This window comes from Flavobacterium sp. TMP13 (genome assembly GCF_050847115.1).
Taxonomy (GTDB): Bacteria; Bacteroidota; Bacteroidia; order Flavobacteriales; family Flavobacteriaceae; genus Flavobacterium.
The window spans coordinates 2,789,830-2,811,398 of the sequence record NZ_CP193656.1 but is presented as its reverse complement, the minus strand read 5'-3'; the positions used below and the strand labels follow the sequence as shown (position 1 = coordinate 2,811,398).

Here is a 21,569-nt window from a genome sequence, read left to right as displayed (position 1 = left end):
TTATTTTTTTATTATTTTAAATGTTTTCAAAACTTTATTGTCAACAAATACTTGAAGTATGTAAATTGAAGAACTAAATTGATTTAAACTTATTTGAGTATCAGTTTCATCAATCTTGTTCTGCCTTAAAAGTCTTCCTTGCAAGTCATACAGCTGGTACGATCGTTTTTTATTTTCTAACTCCATTCCTTTCATATTTACATTTACAAAATCTGTGGTCGGATTAGGAAAAACAAGTATTTCGGTAGTAGTCTCAGTACTATCGGTTGCATCTGAAGTTTCACTTAATTCTTGATGTTGTATACCTTGCGCTACATTATAAATCGATGATACACCGATGTAGGTATAAAACACTTGCCCAATTGAGTAAGTAACTGTACCAGAGTTACCAATTGCATCAGAACCACTTGTAATAATGGTATCCATAATATCATTCGCACTTGCTTTTTTGTTTTGACTAGTTCCTTTAAAGGAAATAAATAATAGTATTAGTATGAGTAGGTTAAATAGTTTGGAGTATCGAAAATTCACAGTTTAAAAGCCTTTTATATATTTATCGCGCAAAATTATTGATTTACAAAACAACATCGATGTAATACACGATATATCCGATGAAATGCACAATAATCATTGCTTTAATGATTATTTACTTACATCAACTGTGATTTTTTTAAATTTTTATTATTAAATCCATCTGAATATTTAGATATTATAGTACAAGTACGAATAAATATCTACTAAAATTTAAAAAGATAACTAGCTGATTTTTATTATGTAACGTATAATTTTTAAATTAATTACACCTACACTAATTTTTATGCTTTTTAGATGATTCTAATTTTGTGGCCAATCTTATCGAATATGAAGTAGAAGTTTAAATAATAGTTGACAGTATAGAGATTGATAACAAAAAGGGAAGTTGAAAATAAGTACTTAAGTCAGCATCATATCAAAAATAAATAGTAGCAATTACAAGGAATAAAAGCAAACGAATTAAGAACAAATTTATCAGGTTATCTAGCTTGAAGAGGTAATTAAAAGAATCTTTTTTAATCTAATTTATAATCTTTGTGAATGCGATATTTTGTTTTTGTGATCGTTTCTTTGTTCTATTAAAATAGAACATTAACCCTAACATGACTAAGAAATAAACAATGCTGAAAGCCCAATAAGTTTGGATGCCAGCGCCTGGTGCAACAGGAAAAGTAAGACAAGCGGCATTTAGCATAGTCTGAAGAACCCAAACACAGATACCACTTTTAGTTTGTCCATAAACGACAGCACAAATTCCAGCTGCGCCCATCATATTTATAATTAGCGCCAATATTGGTAAGTCTTCAATTACACCAACGTTAAACAAAACTATTGGAGCCCACCATAACCCCCAAACCAATCCAACAATTTGACTAGCGAAAAATATATTCATAAATTTTGAAAGCTGCCTAACAGCAAAACTAACCCAAACTACCTCACCAACTAAGGCAAATAAGATCATATTTATAACAAATGAAAGACTAGTAATCGCAGAAAAATTTAACTTAAAAATAGTAAAATCACCACCCAAATAAAATGCCTTCAAGCATAAAGTTAAACATGCAATTGATGATGCAAAAAGCAATGCAAATAAGTACCATCGAACAGGAACTTTCCAAATTAACATTGGACTGAATAAATCTTTCAGACCGGCATTTCCCCTAGTAAATTTAACTAAACCCATCAAAAGAAATAAAAGCAGAAAGAAACGACCGTGTATGTAAATGCGTCCAGGAATAATATGCAATTGCACTCCATAAACAAAAATTGCACTCGTTAACGGAGCACAGATTAAAAATATCCAAATTTCAAAGGTCTTTACAAAAACACGTAATCGATTCATATCTAATTCATTATTAGTATTTTGTGAAAATAATTTGCTAATGTAAAAAAGAATTTCTTACAAATTAATTAAAATTTAAAATAAAAAAGACTTATGAGTTTTACAAGGTTACTAAAGCGTCTCGAGTTAAGTTTCGCTGTAAAAAAATGACATACTAAGCAATCTAATATTAAAATCAACAATTTATTTTTCGAAATTTATGATTTTGAGGATCAAAAGAAAATTTGATTTATAAATAATTTAAGGGAATAGTGATTCTTGCTTAAAAAAAATTTATAAGAAAGACTAGCCTTAAAAAGCTGGAATTTTAAAACATTTTAGACCACTATTATGTCAAAAATAGTAATCAAAAATGCTATTCATCGATAATAATGGCTTTATAAAGGAATTGTAAGTATAGTTTGAATTTTTTTACTTTTTTTGGGTAAGTTATTAAATCGTAATTAATTAATATTTACAAATTTTATTAAAAAAAATAATTTAAGACAGGGGTTTTAATACAGTTAATTTTTATAAAAAACTATATAGCAACACTTTACAATATACGTGTGATTAAAAAAAAGCGATTTATTGCACAATATCCGCAAATCTAATTTCAATACCATTAAAATGAATAAACCTAACACCAACAATTCAAACAATAAAATAATTGGAGCTGTAATGCCGTATCCTAAAAGTACGCTGCATGAGCTTTTTGATGTTAGAGCCAAAATGTTTCCACATTCAATTGCACTTGAGTTTAATGATATAAAAGTTAGTTATGGTGAATTACAAAAAAAGATTAACCAAATGGCAAACTACCTTTGGTCTCAAGGTCTCAGACCTGGACAAATAGTTGCTGTATCATTAGATAGATCTCCCGATTTAATTGCTTCGCTATTTGCTATTTTGCAATGTGGCGCTTCTTACGTTCCTATTGATGTGTTGTATCCTGATGTAAGAATACATTTGATGATTGAAGATTCTGCTGCTTCATTTTATATCAGTTCGAACTTAAAAACAAGTCTTGAAAATAAAATAGTTTGTTTTTCAATTTCGGAAATACTAACTGCAATCGTTAACCATCCAACACAACCCTTACCTCACAAAATAGCAACTGACAGCGCTGCATTTATAATTTACACATCGGGGTCTACTGGAAAACCAAAAGGAGTACAAGTGGCTCACTGCAATGTAATAAATCTTCTTTATTCTATGGCTCAAGCTCCAGGAATAACAGAGAACGATAAAATATTTTCGGTGACAACAATTTCATTTGATGCTATGGTGATGGAGATTTATCTTCCTTTACTTTTTGGAGCTTGCGTAGTTTTAGTTGACGAAGAAACAAGAAGGGATGGACAAACTTTACTTAAAAAAGCCGTTTCAGACAAAATCACAATAATGTGGGGTACGCCAAGTATTTGGCAAATTCTAATAGACTCTGGTTGGGAAAAACCGCTACACCTTAAAGCATTAATTGGTGGTGAACCTGTACCATTGCCTTTGGCACATAAATTACTTTCGCTTTGCAGTGAATTGTGGAATATTTATGGACCTACAGAAACAACAGTTTGTTGTATACTTACTCAAATTACCATCAATGACAATACAATAAACATTGGAAAACCCATAGCCAATACTCAAATTTATTTACTAGATACGCAAAGAATGCCTGTAAATGAAGGAGAAGTAGGAGAAATTGTTATAGCTGGAGATGGCGTCTCGTTAGGATATTTAAACAAACCTGACCTTACGAACGAAAGATTTGTGCATAATGTTTTTCAAAATGATCCAAATCGTAAAATGTATCTTTCTGGTGATTTAGGAAAAGTTTTGCCAAATGGACAAATTCAATGCTTGGGAAGAATTGATCAACAAGTAAAAGTTAGCGGACATCGTATTGAATTAGGCGAAATCGAATCTGTACTAAATAATCTTCAAGAGATTAAAAGAGCAACCGTCGTTGTCAGTACTCACATCGGAGGAGAGCCTAGCTTAGTGGCTTACTTACAATCGGCAGACCATCGTCAAGAAACTAAAAGCATTCGCGATAAGCTTGAAGAAATACTTCCTGAATTTATGGTTCCAAAGTTTTTTATGTGGGTTACTGACTTTCCTATCACAACAAATGGAAAAATAGATACGAAAAATTTACCAGTCCCAGAATATATACGACCAAGTTGTGCACCACTTTTAAGAAAGCCAACAACGAAACTAGAGAAGGAAATTGCTAAAGTTTGGAGCGATCACTTACAAGTACCTCTGATAGGCATAGACGACAACTTCTTTGAAATGGGAGGAACATCGCTTTTAACACAACGAGTGGTGAGCGTGCTTAAAGAAAGGCTAGATTTGAAAATGTCAGTTACCACTATCTATCAATATGCAACGATAGCAAGACTTTGCGAATTTTTAGAATTAAACAAAAAATGGAATAGTTCGCTCAATGGCACAAAATTCACATCAAGTATACAATCAGGAGATGTTGCCATTATAGGAATGGCAGGTAGGTTTCCTGGAGCACAAACAATAAATGAATTATGGAATGTTTTAAAAGAAGGCAGAGAAACAATCTCTTTTTTTAAACCTGAAGAAATTGATTATAGCATTGCGGAAGAGCTGGTCAATGATCCTCTTTATGTCGCAGCTCGTGGTATTATTCCGTCGGCAAATACATTCGATGCTGCTTTTTTTGGAATAAATCCAAAACTAGCTGAAGTAATGGATCCTCAGATCCGTTTATTCTTAGAAATTGCATGGGAAGCTCTTGAGCAAACGGGCTATTTACCTAAATATTATACTGGTAGTATAGGCGTTTATGCAGGTACTGGAACAAATACGTATTATAAAAAAAATATTTTACCTAACAAAGAAATAGTAGATAGCATAGGTTATCTCTTGGCTGAAACTGTTAATGAGAAAGATTACATTTCTTCAAGAACTTCCTATCATCTAAACTTAAAAGGTCCTGCTGTCAGTATTCATTCTGGTTGTTCTACCTCTCTACTTGCCATTGCAGAAGCTGTGCAAGCAATTAGAAGTGGCCAATGTGATATTGCACTTGCTGGTGGTTCAAGTGTTACTGCACCTATTTTTAGTGGACATTTGTATCAAGAAGGATCAATGTTGAGTCCAGACGGACATTGCCGCTCTTTTGACGAATCAGGAAAAGGAACCGTATTTAGTGACGGAGCTGGAGTCGTACTTCTCAAAAAATTAGATGCTGCGCAAAAAGAGGGTGATACGATATATGGAATCATTAAAGGAATAGGAATTACAAATGACGGTGGCAATAAAGGCAGTTTTACTGCGCCAAGCACAGAAGGACAAGCTGTTGCTATTAAAAAAGCAATTCAAGATGCTCAAATTTCTTCGTCTTCAATAAGTTATGTTGAAACACACGGCACTGGAACTCCTGTGGGTGATCCTATAGAACTCGAAGGACTTAAAATAGGTTTTGGAAAACATACTAAAAATAATTTTTGCGCCATTGGATCGATAAAAAGTAATATGGGTCATTTAACCGCTGCTGCCGGTGTAGCTGGATTGATAAAAACAATCTTAGCAATGAATCATAAATTAATTCCGCCATCTTTAGGTTTTGAAAAGCCAAATCCGATTATAGATTTTAAAAACAGTCCGTTTTATGTCAATTCAAAATTAAGTAAATGGGAGTCGGATGCGCCATTAAGAGCTGGAGTTAGCTCCTTTGGTGTGGGCGGTACTAATGTACATCTTGTTGTAGAAGAATATCCGATCGAACAAAAAAATTCTAGTTCAAGCCGACCACTCCAATTATTGATGTGGTCAGCCAAATCAGAAGACAGTCTGAAAGGTTATGAAAATGAACTAGGCAACTTTCTTAATGCAGCACCTAACTTATCTTTGGCAGATGTTGCTTACACTTTAAATAAAACACGAGATTCCTTTAGTCATCGCAGTTTTATTTTAGCAAGTGATTGCGTTTCCGCTAGCGCCGAATTACTTGCTACGGAAAAGAAACATAGTAAAAATTTAATATTAAAAGTTGCACCTAATGAAGTAGTATTTCTTTTTCCCGGTCAAGGATCCCAGTTTTCAAAAATGGGTTGGAATCTTTATCAAAATGAAATCATTTATAAAGAAGCTGTAGATACGTGTGCAGAGATTTTAATAGAAGAATTAAAAGTAGACATTCGCAAAGTTTTATATCCGGAAATAGTTACTCCAGAAACAGAGGCAAAATTAAAAGACACTCGTTTCACACAACCTGCCTTATTTGTAACTGAATATGCCTTGTCACAACTGTGGCTAAGTTGGGGAATTAAGCCAACTGCATTGTGTGGACACAGTATTGGTGAATTCGTCGCCGCGCACTTAGCGGGGGTTTTTAGTTTAAAAGATGCTTTGCATCTAATTGCAATTAGAGGTCGAATGGTAGGAGATTTACCAGGCGGAAGCATGTTGTCTGTTCGTCTAACCGAAGATAAATTAAAAAATATTCTTCCAGGAACGCTATCTGTAGCTGCCATAAACTCTAAGCAATTGTGTGTCGTAGCGGGTGAAGATCAACATGTAAAACAATTTAGCCAATCGTTAGACGTTTTAGAAGTTCCTAATAAAATTCTACTTACCAGTCATGCATTTCACTCTAGCATGATGAATCCTATTTTAGCTATTTTCGAAGCAGAAGTAAAAAAGATTACGCTCAACATTCCTTCATTACCAATAGTTTCTACCGTTACTGGTTTATATATTACCGATGATGAAGCTATAAATCCTCAATATTGGTCCAATCACTTGCGAAGCACGGTTCGGTTTGCAACGGCCACAACTACTCTATTACAATTAGAAAATCCTATTTTCTTAGAAGTGGGACCTGGCCAAACCTTGACGACCTTAATCAAACAACAAGGAAATGGTACAGTCGTTTCTGGACTTTTGAGTTTAACGCAAACTGAAAGTCAAGAAAATAATTACAACACCATACTTAATTCTCTAGGAGAGTTATGGCTTAGAGGAATCGAACCTGATTGGGACACTTTTTATACCGATCAAACAAGACAAAAAATAGCATTACCTAGTTATGTTTTTGACCGTAAGCATTGTTGGATAAATCCGATAAATTTTCAAGCCAGAAATTCAATAACGCATATAAGTACTGCTCAAAATTCAACTAGTATTCAAAATGACAGCAAGCCTATGAGAAAAACTACTATCCTCAGCAAAATTTCTTCAATTATAAATGAAACCTCAGGTATAGAATATTCAACTGACGCTTCTTTAAAAAGTTTTCTTGATCTAGGATTGGATTCTTTGACATTAACTCAACTTGCAACAAGTTTAAAGAAAGATTTCAAACTTCCTATAACGTTTCGTCAACTTAATGAAGAATATAGTTCACCATCTCTTTTAGCAGAATACCTTGATCAAAATCTCCCGAAGCAAGAGTATAACACAACTATTCAAACTCAATCAGTATCAAACTCAATTGCTACCACTACTCCAATTGTAAATACTGTACCCATTATTTCGAATAATAATAATAATAATAATACGACTTTAGTGTTAATCGCACAGCAACTTCAATTATTAGGGAAGCAAATGGAACTGCTGCAAGTTAATAATACCGGAGTAGTTCATCAAAAATTGCAACACGAAGAACTACATTCCGTCATAAAAAATATACCTGAAGATTTAAGAACCGCGGAAGAACGTGTAGAACATCAAAAGCCATTTGGAGCATCTCCAAAAATTGAAAAAAAAGTAAACGAAATGAGTTATTCTCAAAAGGAATTTCTCACTGAACTAATTTCAAACTACACTAAAAAAACTGGAGGCAGTAAAGCGTACGCTCAAAAGCATAGAAGTACAATGGCAGATCCTAGAGTTGTTTCTGGGTTTAAACCACTAACAAAAGAAATAGTATATCCTATTGTTATTGAAAAATCTAAAGGAAATCGTCTCTGGGATATTGATGGCAATGAATACATCGACGCTCTTAACGGGTTCGGGTCTTGTTTTTTTGGTCATCAACCCGATTTTATTAAGGAAGCCCTACACATGCAAGTTGAGAATGGATTTGAAGTAGGACCACAACATCCATTAGCTGGCGAAGTTTGTGAATTGATCTGTGAATTCACTAATCAAGAACGTGCCGCACTTTGCAACACCGGATCTGAAGCAGTTTTGGGAGCTATGAGAATTGCAAGAACAGTGACAGGTCGATCGCTAATTGTCGCTTTTTCTGGTTCCTATCACGGCATAATAGACGAAGCTTTGGTTCGTGGTTCTAAAAAATTAATGACTTTTCCTGCTGCACCGGGAATAATGCCCGAATCGGTTCAGAATATGTTAATATTAGAATATGGAACCACAGAAAGTCTACAAATAATAATTGAAAGAGCTGATGAATTAGCAGCAATTCTTGTAGAACCAGTGCAAAGCAGAAGACCAGAATTTCAGCCAATAGACTTTTTAAATAAAGTAAGAGAACTAACGATCAGAGCTCATATTCCATTGATTTTTGATGAGATCATTACCGGTTTCCGAATGCATCCAGGCGGAGCCCAAGCTTTATTCAATATTCAAGCTGACATTGCTACCTATGGTAAAGTAATTGGTGGCGGTCTTTCCATTGGTGCCATTGCTGGGAAACGAAAATACATGGATGCGCTAGACGGCGGCCATTGGCAGTATGGTGATGACTCTATCCCAGAAGTGGGCGTTACGTATTTTGCGGGCACTTTTGTTCGCCATCCATTAGCACTTGCAGCTTCGAAAGCCGCCCTACTCCATCTTAAAAAACAAGGGCCAGCTTTGCAAAAAAAACTTAATGAAATGACCAATCGTTTAGCAGTTGAATTAAATGAAGAATTTAAAAAAAAAGATTTACCAATGATTATCAATCATTTTGGTTCACTCTGGAGACTTAAATTCAACGACGAAGTACTGTATGGAGAGTTATTATTCACTTTACTTCGAGAAAACGGCATTCATATCTGGGATGGCTTTCCATGTTTTCTAACAGAAGTTTATACTGAAGAAGATCTAACAAAAATTATAAATACGTTTAAAGCATGTATTGAAAAAATGGTTGCCGCTGGATTTTTTAGTAGTACTAAATCTGACAATTCAACTTCAATAATAGCTAACGAAAAAAATTGTGGCATCATTAATAAACCTCCAGTTGCTGGCGCAAAATTGGGACGTGATAAAAAAGGAAATCCCGCTTGGTTTGTAGCAGATTCTAATAAAATTGGTGATTATGTAAAAATTGATTTATAGCTCTTACCATTAAGATGCTTACCATAAATAAACTGTGAAGTAAAAAAATGAGAGTGAAATCTTAATCATACATCATTTTAAAAATAAAATAGTTAACGTACTATGTTACATACACCTACTAAATATGACCCTTTTGCAGGTCCAGAATTAGAATGCGTTGTTTACACAACAAAAGCGCAATCTGAAATCTGGACTGCTTGCTATTTGGGTGAAAACGATGCGGCAAGAGCTTATAACGAGTCTATTTCGATAGAGTTTATAGGACCGTTGGATCCGATTGCCATGGATAAGGCTTTTCAAAATTTAGTCGATCGCCATGAATCACTTCGTTCCAGTTTTAGCACAGATGGTCTGTACATGTCCATTTACAAAAACCTCATCATCAAAATTACCACTATTGATCTTTCTAATTTAGAAAGTATCAATAAAAAACAGGCTTTAGATCAATATATAAGAGACGATGCCGATTTTCTTTTTGATCTTGTCAACGGGCCTTTGTTAAAAGTTGGTTTACTTAAACTTTATCAAAATAAACATCAATTAGTTATAACCGTTCATCATATAATTTGTGATGGTTGGTCTATCGGAATAATGCTGCAAGACTTAGGCATACTTTATTCAGCAATAGCCGACAATAAAACACCTTATTTAACTGCTGCAATTCCATTTTCTGCCTATGCACATGAAGAACAAATATTCTCGGAAAGTGATGAAAATCGTGAAACAGAACAATTTTGGCATAATGTTTACAAAAAATCTATCCCTTTAGTTACTGTGCCAACAGATTTTGTTAGACCACCAGTTCGAACTTATAAGAGTCAGCGTTTAGATTTTACTTTTGATGCAAATTTATTGTCAAGTTTAAAACAAACTGGCTTAACTGTTGGCGCAAGTTTAGTATCGACATTGCTTACTACTTTTGAAGTGTTTTTATCTCAATTATCAGGTCAGGATGATTTAGTTGTTGGATTACCTTCTGCTGGTCAAGCTAGTAAGGGCATGACTCATTTAATGGGACATTGTGTTAACTTACTTCCGCTAAGAAGTAATCTAAATGCAAATAGTCCTTTCATAGAATACCTAAAAAAAAGAAAATCAGAATTGTTTGATGCTTACGATCATTCACAACTTAGTTTTGGACATCTTTTACAAAGCTTGAAAGTGGCTCGCGATCCTTCTAGAATTCCATTGGTGCCGATTGTTTTTAATATTGATTTGGGAATGACCGATGGCGTTCATTTTTTTAATTTGAATTATACTTTAATAAGCAATCCTAAGGCTTACGACCCTTTTGAAATTTTTGTTAATGCCAGCGGAACCGAAAAAGATTTAGTTTTTGAATGGTCTTATAACGAAGCTCTTTTTAAATCAGAAACGATTAAAGAAATGATGCAGTCTTTCATAAAAATAATCCAGAATGTTGTTAAAGATCCATCGATCACTTTAGGTCAACTTACGTTTGAAGACTTTACAGCTGATTACGATGAATTGAATCGAACTAAGACTGATTATCCTCACGTATCACTTCACGAGCTGTTTGCTTTACAAAGTATTCAGACTCCAACGAATATAGCGTTAGAGTTTCTCGACACTGCAATTTCATATCAAGAGTTACAAGATCAGACCAATCAAATGGCTCATTATTTAACAGAATGTGGAGTTGCTTATGGCGATTTTGTTGCTATCTCGCTGCCTCGTTCAGCAGAGCTAGTAATTTCACTTTTAGCTATTATGCAATGTGGAGCAGCATATCTTCCTTTAGATCCAGAATATCCAATTTCGAGATTACAATTTATGATGGAAGATTCTGAAGCTAAGTTTTTATTAACCAACCAACACCTCTCTAATTCATTACCTAGCTTATCAACTACAATTTTAATAGAAAATGCTATTGAAGCCTTACATAAATATCCACACACAAGATTAAAAACAAAAGTAAATCCTGCAGATCCCGTATATTTACTTTATACTTCTGGATCAACGGGTAATCCTAAAGGCGTTTCTATTAGCCATAAAAATTTGGTGAATTTACTTTGCAGTTTGACACTGGAACCTGGTATTATAGAAAGTGACCGAGTACTTTCGATTACTACAATTTCATTTGATATAGCCAGTGTTGAATTGTTTCTACCGCTTCTTAACGGCGCGACATTAATATTAGCTGACTCAGAAACCGCCAGAGATGGTCGTTTGTTGATTGATCTAATACAAAGTAGTAATATTAGTTTCTTGCAAGCTACACCTGTAACTTGGTCCATGCTGCTAGATTCTGGTTGGTCTCAAAAACTACCAATTAAAGCGCTTTGCGGTGGCGAAGCGCTGCCTGCAGATCTTGCCCAAAAACTTTTAACTAAGTGTACTACGCTCTGGAATGTCTATGGACCAACAGAAACCACCGTATATTCATTAGCTAAGCAAATAAAAGATGATACTACATTAATAACAATTGGTAAGCCGATTGCAAATACTCAAATTTATATTATAAATGATCAACAGCAACTTGTTGCTCCCGGAATCATTGGTGAAATTGCCATTGCTGGAGACGGCGTTGCCAACGGATACTGGAACAGACCAGAACTAACAGATGAAAAATTTATTAAAAATCCTTTTTCTACTGAAGATGCTGTTTTTTATCGAACTGGTGATTTAGGAAGGTTACTTCCAATCCATGAAATAGAATGCCTCGGACGTGTCGATCAACAGGTTAAGATTAGAGGACACCGAATTGAGCCTGGTGAAGTGGAACAAGCTTTACTGGCAATTGAAGGTATAAAAAAGGCAGTGGTATTGGCTAATGAAGATTTTTTAATCGCTCATGTTGTACCCTATGATTCCATCGAAAATGCAAAACAATTTGTTGCGAGTTGGCGCGAAAACTTATTATCACAATTGCCACCACATTTAGTTCCGCATGCTTTTAATTTAATAGAAAAAATACCCACAACGCTTAACGGTAAGATCGATCGTAAAGCATTATCACAATATACAGCACTTGAAGACCGTAAATATACCGCGCCTCGAACAGAAGATGAAAAGTTAGTTGCCGACATTTGGAAAGAAAGCTTAAATCTAGATACTATCGATATTTTTAGTAATTTTTTCGAAATGGGCGGACATTCAATCAAAGCAGTAAAAGTTATGATTGAAATAGAGAAAATTACTGGTAAACGCATTCCATTGTCTGTATTATTTAAATATTCGACAGTAGAGAAATTTGCTAAGCTACTACATACAAAAAGTGACATTTGTTCTGATTGCTTGGTTCCTATAAAAGCCAGCGGAGATAAAACACCTTTGTTTATCATTCATGGAGCGGGGCTAAATGTTTTAAATTTTGTTAACCTAAGCAAACACTTCAACGAAAATCAGCCAATTTATGGCATTCAAGGCAATGCTAAGAAATATGATGCTTGGTATGAATCAATTGAAGAAATGGCGGCTCATTACATAGACGCTATTGTAAAAATAAATCCTAACGGTCCTTATGCGTTGGCTGGATTTTCGTTTGGAGGAATTGTTGCTTTTGAAATGACACGTCAATTAAAAGAGCAAGGAAAAAACGTAACCTTGACCGCCTTGCTAGACTCTTACGTCGATTCCTCTTATTATTACCAGACATTTAGCAAAAAGAAATTAATTAGATACTTTGACCTTACTCACAAAAGATTAAATTTTTTAAGAGAAATGCTTATGAGTTGGAAAGCTTTTAAAATGCGAACGAACGCAAAAAAAGACTACATATTAAAAAGGCATTTTGGTCATAATCCTGCAATGACTGAGCAAGAAGCCGTTGCGCTCGAACAATTTATTGAGGCCGACAGCATGGTTAAAACGATTGTGGATCGTTACCATCTTAAACCACAAAACATTGAAGTAGATCTGTTTCGATCGCAAGATGACTTACACTATAAATTAGACCCAACGCATTTGGGATGGAAGAAAGCAGCATTAAAAGGTGTTAAAATTCATAATATATCTGGCAACCATTTAGATATTGTTGCTCCGCCAAATGATAAGTTATTGGCAAGGTTGCTTCAGGATATTTTAGATGAAAAGCATGCAAAAATTTAAAATCATTTTAGATCTAAACTGCAAAAAAATAAGTTTTAGTAAAGTAAGAAAGCTCCAGCAATAAATCTTACATAAAATCGTACGACAAAATGAAACATCAAGCACACAATCAAAATAAGACTCAATTCAATCCGTTATCTACCAACATTGAAAGTATTATTCATACGACCAACTCACAATTAGAAATTTGGACAGATTGTGTGATCGGAGGTGTCGATGCGAACAAGGCCTACAATTTGTCTTATTCCATTAAGTTTAATGGTGAGTTTATTACAGAGGCATTTACCAATTCTTTGAATACTCTACTGCAAAGGCACGAAAGCTTGAGAGCTTCCTTTAGTGCCGACGGAAACTACATGCATATTCATAAAGATCTTACGTCGGAAATTTCACATATTGATATTTCGCCACTTTCGCCGAAGGAAAAAGAAGAGGCGAGAGAAAATGCCATTGATGAAGACGTTAATTTTGTTTTCGACTTGGTAAAAGGACCTTTATTAAGAATTAAAATAATTAAAATTGAAGACTTACAAAATATTGTAGTACTAACACATCATCACATTATTGGTGATGGTTTAAGTATCAACATAATTCTCGAAGAGCTTAGTATTCTTTATTCAGCGTTTATCGAAAACACGAAGCCCAAATTAGCAACACCAGAACGTTTTAGTACCTACGCGAAAAAGGTGAACTTGTTAGCAGAAACGGGTGATTACAAGCAAATAGAAGATTTTTGGTTAAACGTTTATAATGAATCAGTTCCAACAGTAGAATTACCAATTGATTTTGACAGACCTCCTTTACGCACTTATAATAGTGAACGTGTTGACTTTATTATGGACGGAACTGTTATAAATTCACTCAAACAACTTGGTAAAAGTGCGGGTTGTAGTTTAGCAACAACACTATTAGTTGCATTTGAGGTGTTTTTATGCAAAATAACAGGTCAAAATGATTTGATTGTAGGTTTTCCGACTTCAGGAAACAGACGTTACGACATGAAGCATTTGATTGGAGATTGTGCCAATTTACTTCCTTTACGAAGTACTATAAATACAAAACTCACCTTTTTAGAGTACTTAAAAGACAGAAATCCGCAATTACTGGAAGCCTATATTAATAATCAAGTTAGTTTCGGTCATCTGCTTCAAAAGTTAGCAATCGCTCGCGATCCGTCGCGAGTTCCCATGGTTCCCGTTACCTTAACTGTGGACTTAAATAGAGATATTGAAAGTGAATTTTCATTTATCGGACTCACGTACGAATTTACAATCAATCCTAGAAAATTCTCGTCTTTTGAGCTACAGTTGCATGCATGTATGTCAAAAAACAAACCCACCTTTCAATGCTCGTACAATTCGACACTCTTCAAAAAAGAAACGATAAAGCAAATGATGATGTCGTTTGAAGAGACTATAAATAAATTAATATCCGAGCAAAACAGTCCATTAGCTAACCTAATAAATGGTGATTACTTATCAGATTATACTATTATAAATAGTACAGAATCAGCATATCCTAACGTTTCATTGACTAATTTACTAAGCAAACAAGCAGATAATACACCAAATAATATTGCCATTGAATATAACAATACTAAAATTTCATACCATGATTTACATAGTAAAGTGAATCAATTTGCGCATTACTTAGAAGCACATGGGGTTCAATCGGGCGATTATATAGCCGTTTGTTTTCCACGCAGTCCAGAGTTGGTTTATGCCATTTTAGCCATTATTCAATGTGGAGCCGCGTACCTTCCGTTAGATCACGAATATCCTACTAAGCGAATCGAATATATGATGGAAGATTCTGAGGCTAAATTTCTTTTAACTAGCAAAGCACTGTCTATATCGTTACCTAAATGTTCTAACACCATTTTGATAGACGACGCCATGCAATCGCTAGCTCAATATCCGACATCAAAACTAGAAACGGTCGTTGATCCAGAAAACATATTATATCTTTTGTATACTTCTGGTTCTACTGGTAAGCCAAAAGGAGCTAAAATATCGAATAAAAATGTGGTTAATTTGCTCTATTCTATGGCAGTTGAACCTGGTATAAAAGAGACTGACAGAGTTCCTTTTATCTCGACGATTTCTTTTGATATTGCTAGTTTCGAATTGTTTTTCCCACTATTTAAAGGCGCTGTTTTAGTCTTACCAGACCATGAAACGTCAAGCGATGGCAGACTTTTTTATGAGATGTTAGACCAAGAAAAAATTTCTTTAATTGTAGCCACACCAACAACTTACCAAATGTTGTTAGATGCAGGTTGGTCAAAAAGATTACCCATCAAAATATGGTGTTGTGGAGAACCATTACCTGCTAAATTAGCTAAAGAACTTATTAAAATATCGGATGAACTTTGGACCTTATATGGCCCGACTGAAGTAACAATTTTTTCTTCTTGTAAGCACATTAAAACAGAGGATACAATAATTTCTGTGGGAGGTCCTATTGCGAATATGCAATATTATATCGTTGATGAGCAAATGAATCTTCTGCCTCCAAATAGCATTGGAGAAATTGCTATTGGAGGCGATGGAGTTGGAAAAGGTTATTTGGGAAGACCAGAACTCACTGCAGCAAAATATATTCCCAATTTATTTTCGAGTGAAAAAGATGCGATACTTTACCTCTCAGGCGATTTAGGAAAACTATTACCAAATAATGAAGTGATGTGTCTTGGACGTATAGATCATCAAGTAAAAGTAAGAGGGCATCGAATCGAAATTGGAGAAATAGAACATGCTTTAGTATCAATTAATGGCATTAAACAAGCAATTGTGCTTGCGAAAGGCGATATTCTTGTTGCTTTTATTATCGTAGATTTTAAAGCAACTACAGAAATTGAGCTAATTAGAGGATGGAGAAATGAACTCTCCTCACAACTTCCTTCTTTTATGGTTCCACATGTTTTTCATATTCTAGACAAAATGCCTACTACTTTAAACGATAAAGTGGATCGAAAAACATTAATAGATTATAAAGCGAACACAGAAATTGAGCCACAATTTACAGCGCCTAGAACGGAAGAAGAAAAATTGGTCGCCGCGATTTGGAAAGAAAGCTTACACTTAGAAAACATCGATATATTTAGTAATTTTTTTGAGATGGGCGGCCATTCTATTATGGCTTTAAACGTAATGATTAAAATAGAAAAACAAACTGGTATCCGAATTCCACTTTCTGCTTTGTTTCAACATTCAACCATCGAAAAATTTGCTAAATTAATACTGGTTGAGAACAAAATTACATCTGATTATTTAGTTCCTATGAAACCACATGGCACTAAAATTCCACTTTTTATCGTTCATGGAGCTGGACTTAATATTCTCAATTTTGCACATGTCATTCACCATTTCGATAAAGAGCAACCCGTTTATGGTTTTCAAGGAATCGGACCTAATGGGTATGAGAATTGGTTTGAATCTATTGAAGCTATGGCAGCATGCTACATCGATTCAATAGTAAAAATAAATCCTAAAGGACCTTACGCAATAGCAGGATTTTCATTTGGAGGCATCGTAGCCTTCGAAATAGCACGCCAACTTAAAGCACAAGGTAAAACAGTAAGTATGATTGCCATGTTAGACACTTACGTTGATTCATCGTACTACTACAAATCATACTTTAAAAAAGAATCGATGCGCTATTATGATCGCACCTATAGAAGAGCTGATTATTTAATGGAAATGCTTACAAGTTTGCCATCTTTAAAAATGCGTATGAATGCAAAAAAAGAGTACATCTTAAAAAAATATTTCGGATTTAAAGAAAATAGGTCTGAGCAGGAAACATTAGCACTCCAAGAGTTTATCGTTGCTGATCGAATGGTTAATAAAATAGTTGATCGCTATCATCTTATTCCGCAAGATTTTGAAGTAGAATTATTTAGAGCAGAACATGATGAAAATTATAAATTAGACCCTACACATTTAGGTTGGAAAAAAGCAGCGCTAAAGGGAGTTCACATTCATAATATAAAAGGCAATCATCTTAGCATTGTAGCACCACCAAATGACAAAATTTTAGCACGAATGCTTCAAGACATTTTAGATAAAAAGCATGGAAACAGCTAGAGTACATATATCTTTTTTAGACTTAAAAAGTACTGAATTAATAACCACAAAACCACATCATTTAAATGCGGATGAAGTTCTCATTTATACCCTTTACTTACCTGATTTTATTGAATTAAAATTAGATTTATGTCGCTTTCTTAGAAAGGAAGAAAAGGACAGAGCCGAACAATTTTATAAAGAAATAGATAAGAATCGATTCATCATTTATAGATCAATTTTAAAATTCGTTTTGGCATCGCATACAAATTTAGATGTGAAGCATATTTGCCTAGATTATGACGTTAATAAAAAACCATTTTTAGCCTCTCATCCGTTCCTATATTTTAATATCTCCCATTCTGAAGATTTTGCAGTTATTGCAGTTTCACATAAAAAAGTTGGAATTGACATTGAATATAAATCTGAAAATTTTAATTTCAGCAACCTGTTTCCAGATATTTTTGATGATAAAGAAATGCATGCAATTCAAAATGCTACGGACAAGCAACAAACATTCTACACTTTTTGGACTCGAAAAGAAGCATTTGCAAAGGGATTAGGAAAAGGTATTGACGAAGATTTTAAATACATTCCCTGTTTAGATGGACAGCAAAATTTAAATCCAGCTCTATTTACAAATAATAAAAATTGGCAAATCTGTAGTTTTGTCTTTACTAATACTTATTTGGCAGCAGTAGCTTTTGAGAGTAATACAGCAACTGCTGAAAATATAATTTTGTACACAATACCAAACAGTATGAAAAGCTTACTAGAACTAACACAAGTAAGAGAAAAAACCTCATTTATTAGTTTAGATAATTAACCCAAAATTTATCGGAAAATCTGATTGTTACTGAATAATTTTTCGAGTTCAGGAACATATTTACATATAATTTTATTTTTCATAGCTTCTATATGTCGTTCGTGATGAACATCCGAACCAATGAAATCGTACATCCCTTTTTGCAATAATTGTTGCGCCACTTCCGAGACCTTCCGACCATAGTAACCTGTTACAGCATTACAATTCAGCTGAAGTAAGCAACCAGCTTTTTTTAATTTTTCGAACTCCTGAAAATTATTTTGATAAAACAAATAACGTTCTGGATGTGCAAGTACCGGTACATACCCAGCCTCTTGCAAATCATGTAAAATAGAATAAAGTCCCAGTGGTGCATTCATATACGACATTTCGACTAAAACATAATTCTCTTTTAAAGTAAGTAAAGGTTCTGTTTGAATCAATTTTATGAAATAATCATCCATTAAATATTCTGCGGCAGCGTGAACGGTAACGGCACTAGTATTCTTTTGAAGTTCTAAATTTAGTTGTTGCTCTGCGCTTTTAATTGTTGCAGTAGAATTATCCCAAACCGATTTCATTACATGTGGTGTAGTTACGAATGAGGTAATACCAAAAGCGTACATCGATTCTATTAGAGACAAAGTGTGAATTAGCGAGCTAGAACCATCATCAATGCCAGGCAATAAATGCGAATGCATATCAATATGATTATCTGGAATTAAATCAATTAAATACGGCGTAGGTTTAGAAAAAAATAGCATTAATGATTTTAAATTTTAGCCAGAGAGCGTTAGATAATTTTAAAAAAACACAAAAAAAGTTCTATTGCAAAACTATAGTCAAAGATAAACTTTATTTAGTTCTAGCATTAAACACCTACACAAATTCTCAAGGGTGTGTTACAAAGATTGATTTTATAACAGCTCATAAAAGAATTGATTTTCAGTTGAATCAAATTTTCTTTTCTCTGAAAGTCATCAATTATAACTTTAGAATCCTTTTTCTTTTAACTGCTCTGTAAAATACTTTCGTCTCGGAACATCTAAAAATTTAAATATTAAATAAGATAAAAATATCAGTAGGATAACAGAGATAGGAATGGCCCACCACGATTCAGCGCTACTTGATTTTATTACTACAACATAACTTGCAAATATCTACATAAAGGCTTACTGTATCATATTTAGCAGATCAGAGATGTCTCCAAAAAAATTATTTCTACGATGCGCACCATCTAAGCACTCCCCTGCTCCTGACGCAATTACTAGCGAGAAGTAAAAGGCAACAATAATTAATTCTATTATCCATTTCATTCTTCACTACGACAACTGCAGAATAAGAAATTAAGAAGAAACGCATAACATTTTTGTATTTACAAACTATCTTCTACGTGCCATTTTACACTTCAAACAATATTTTTTTACTTTTAAAATAAAAAAGTGATAAAATTTGACCGAACTATTTTATAGCGTAGAGAATTTCAGACAAAGTAAAACTGATATTTTTTTAGATTAAAAATCAAATAATTAAAACGGTCCAACAAATAAAAAACAGATAAACTTGAGTGTTATAAAAAAATTCTTTAGCGTTATTTATTGCTCCTTTTGAGGCAACTAGTATCTTGCAAATTCACTGTTTTATAAGATGTAGTTTTGCAGCGGAAAAATAAATAAATGTTTTTTTAACAGTATATTGGTACGCTGTGTACTGTATTCTGTTATTTTTGTTGACTTAATTTAATAAAAAAGATATGAAAGAGTTAGTAGAAAAAATTAATGCTGAATTTGAGACATTTACAGCTGAAACACAATCTTTAATTGAAAAAGGAGTAAAAGCGGCAGGACCAAGAGCTCGTAAGTCAACTTTAGAAATGGAAAAATTACTAAAAGAATTTAGAAAACTTTCTATCGAAGAAGCAAAAAAATAATTGGATTGAAAATTTGAAGCCCTTTAAGTAATTAAAGGGCTTTGTTTTTTACACTTGTTTCTTGATGGACTTACCATGATGCATCTGATTCAATCAATCTTTTGCGCTAGATCAGCAAATCGTTTTTAACTTAAAAATCCTTTAGTTTCATACTTATATTATATAGAAACTTCTTATCAGCTTATGTCAAATGCTATTTTGCATTTTTAAAAGCACCTATTCCTGCAAAAGTGGCTCCTTTTGCCAATTGCTGTTCAATTCTCATCAATTGATTGAATTTTTCAACGCGTTCTGCACGACAACCACTTCCAGTTTTTAAATGACCTGCATTGATTCCTACCGTTAAGTCAGCAATAAATGTATCTATGGTTTCGCCACTTCTATGCGAAACAAAGCAATTGTATGAATTTTTATAAGCAAGTTCAACCGTATCCAAGGTTTCGGTAACGGTTCCAATTTGATTCAGTTTAATCAGAATTGAATTTGCCACACCTTTGCTAATTCCCTCTGCTAATATGCTTTTATTGGTACAAAATAAATCGTCGCCCACAATTTCTGTCTTGTTACCTAAGCTATCCGTCAAGTTTTTCCAACCTTCCCAGTCGTTTTCGGCCAAACCGTCTTCTAGCAAAACTATTGGATATTGGTTCACCCAACTTTCCCACATTTTTATCATTTCATCGCTTGTCACTAATTTTTGAGTGCTTTTAAAAAATTTATATTTCCCATTTTCATACATTTCACTAGTTGCAGGATCGAGGCAAATACTCACATCTTTACCAGGCGAATAACCCGCTTTCGTAATGGCTTCTAAAATCAATTCCATTGCTTGCTCATTCGATTTTAAATCTGGTGAAAATCCGCCTTCATCGCCAACTCCTGTACTTAATCCTTTTGCTTTTAATACTGATCTCAAAGTATGAAACACATCTTCGCCCATGCGAATGGATTCTTTAAAAGATGGCGCATTGTGTGGTGCAATCATAAATTCCTGAAAATCGACTGTGTTGTCTGCATGTTTACCACCGTTGATCACATTCATACAGGGAACAGGCATAATGTGCGCGTTGCTTCCTCCTAAATACTGATATAACGGAATATTTGAACTAATAGATTTAGCTCTTGCAAATGCCATAGAAACTCCCAAAATTGCATTGGCTCCTAGTTTGGCTTTGTTTTCTGTACCATCCAGGTCTATCAAAAAATGATCTAATTCGCGCTGGCTGCTAAAATCCTTGTTCTCAAAAGCTTTGGCAATAGTCGTATTTACATTGTTCACGGCATTTAGTACGCCTTTTCCTTGGTATCTTTTTGGATCACCATCTCTCAATTCTACTGCTTCGCGCTCACCCGTAGACGAACCACTTGGCACCATGGCACGGGCTGTTGTTCCATCTTCCAATTGTATGTTTACTTCCACTGTTGGATTTCCTCTTGAATCGAGTATTTCCATTGCGTCAATTTTCTGTATTTTCATAATAAAATTTATTCTTGATTAATTAATTTATTCATTTAGTGAATTTGTGCGGACGTAAAATTTGCAAGCACTATTAAAACAAAAACTTCACGCTA

General features: G+C 34.1%; 10 protein-coding genes. 5 read left to right on the top strand and 5 right to left on the bottom strand.

What is annotated here, in order from left to right:
- Window positions 1-426, bottom strand: a complete 426-nt coding sequence (locus tag ACRASX_RS12225) for a T9SS type A sorting domain-containing protein (protein ID WP_432221425.1) — start codon at window positions 424-426, stop codon at window positions 1-3.
- Window positions 427-1,054: 628 nt separating this feature from the next.
- Complete coding sequence (locus tag ACRASX_RS12220; RefSeq protein ID WP_432221424.1) at window positions 1,055-1,876, bottom strand: hypothetical protein; 822 nt, start codon at window positions 1,874-1,876, stop codon at window positions 1,055-1,057.
- A gap of 609 nt (window positions 1,877-2,485) precedes the next feature.
- Between ACRASX_RS12220 and ACRASX_RS12215 the strand changes: the two genes are divergently transcribed.
- The 4 genes from ACRASX_RS12215 (at window position 2,486) to ACRASX_RS12200 (ending at window position 18,088) form a co-directional block, all read left to right on the top strand.
- Window positions 2,486-9,124 (top strand): amino acid adenylation domain-containing protein, encoded by a 6,639-nt coding sequence (locus ACRASX_RS12215; RefSeq protein WP_432221423.1) that lies wholly within the window; start codon window positions 2,486-2,488, stop codon window positions 9,122-9,124.
- Window positions 9,125-9,226: 102 nt separating this feature from the next.
- Entirely contained in the window at window positions 9,227-13,195 is a 3,969-nt protein-coding gene (locus tag ACRASX_RS12210; RefSeq protein ID WP_432221422.1) for a non-ribosomal peptide synthetase, read from the top strand.
- 89 nt (window positions 13,196-13,284) lie between these two features.
- Window positions 13,285-17,283 carry a non-ribosomal peptide synthetase gene (locus ACRASX_RS12205; protein ID WP_432221421.1) on the top strand — a complete coding sequence of 1,333 codons (3,999 nt, stop codon included), beginning with the start codon at window positions 13,285-13,287 and terminating at the stop codon, window positions 17,281-17,283.
- Window positions 17,270-18,088, top strand: coding sequence for a 4'-phosphopantetheinyl transferase family protein (locus tag ACRASX_RS12200; protein ID WP_432221420.1), 819 nt, complete (start codon window positions 17,270-17,272; stop codon window positions 18,086-18,088). The genes ACRASX_RS12205 and ACRASX_RS12200 overlap by 14 nt, the downstream gene beginning before the upstream one ends.
- An 8-nt stretch (window positions 18,089-18,096) precedes the next feature.
- Here ACRASX_RS12200 and ACRASX_RS12195 read toward each other — a convergent pair whose 3' ends face one another.
- Together ACRASX_RS12195 and ACRASX_RS12190 are read right to left on the bottom strand one after the other, a co-directional pair.
- The gene (locus ACRASX_RS12195) at window positions 18,097-18,831 is read right to left on the bottom strand and encodes a tyrosine-protein phosphatase (protein ID WP_432221419.1); all 735 of its coding nucleotides are present in this window, start codon (window positions 18,829-18,831) and stop codon (window positions 18,097-18,099) included.
- A gap of 408 nt (window positions 18,832-19,239) precedes the next feature.
- Window positions 19,240-19,383, bottom strand: coding sequence for a hypothetical protein (locus ACRASX_RS12190; RefSeq protein ID WP_432221418.1), 144 nt, complete (start codon window positions 19,381-19,383; stop codon window positions 19,240-19,242).
- 437 nt (window positions 19,384-19,820) lie between these two features.
- Between ACRASX_RS12190 and ACRASX_RS12185 the strand changes: the two genes are divergently transcribed.
- Complete coding sequence (locus ACRASX_RS12185; protein WP_066307837.1) at window positions 19,821-19,997, top strand: histone H1; 177 nt, start codon at window positions 19,821-19,823, stop codon at window positions 19,995-19,997.
- Window positions 19,998-20,190: 193 nt separating this feature from the next.
- Here the strand turns inward: ACRASX_RS12185 and eno are convergent, their stop codons facing one another.
- Complete coding sequence (gene eno / locus ACRASX_RS12180) at window positions 20,191-21,474, bottom strand: phosphopyruvate hydratase (protein ID WP_432221417.1); 1,284 nt, start codon at window positions 21,472-21,474, stop codon at window positions 20,191-20,193.
- Between the last annotated feature and the right edge of the window lie 95 nt (window positions 21,475-21,569).

Coding starts and splice junctions, on each gene's coding strand:
- ACRASX_RS12225 (WP_432221425.1), bottom strand. CDS start 426: ATGGATACCATTATTACAAGTGGTTCTGATGCAATTGGTAACTCTGGT.
- ACRASX_RS12220 (WP_432221424.1), bottom strand. CDS start 1,876: ATGAATCGATTACGTGTTTTTGTAAAGACCTTTGAAATTTGGATATTT.
- ACRASX_RS12215 (WP_432221423.1), top strand. CDS start 2,486: ATGAATAAACCTAACACCAACAATTCAAACAATAAAATAATTGGAGCT.
- ACRASX_RS12210 (WP_432221422.1), top strand. CDS start 9,227: ATGTTACATACACCTACTAAATATGACCCTTTTGCAGGTCCAGAATTA.
- ACRASX_RS12205 (WP_432221421.1), top strand. CDS start 13,285: ATGAAACATCAAGCACACAATCAAAATAAGACTCAATTCAATCCGTTA.
- ACRASX_RS12200 (WP_432221420.1), top strand. CDS start 17,270: ATGGAAACAGCTAGAGTACATATATCTTTTTTAGACTTAAAAAGTACT.
- ACRASX_RS12195 (WP_432221419.1), bottom strand. CDS start 18,831: ATGCTATTTTTTTCTAAACCTACGCCGTATTTAATTGATTTAATTCCA.
- ACRASX_RS12190 (WP_432221418.1), bottom strand. CDS start 19,383: ATGAAATGGATAATAGAATTAATTATTGTTGCCTTTTACTTCTCGCTA.
- ACRASX_RS12185 (WP_066307837.1), top strand. CDS start 19,821: ATGAAAGAGTTAGTAGAAAAAATTAATGCTGAATTTGAGACATTTACA.
- eno (WP_432221417.1), bottom strand. CDS start 21,474: ATGAAAATACAGAAAATTGACGCAATGGAAATACTCGATTCAAGAGGA.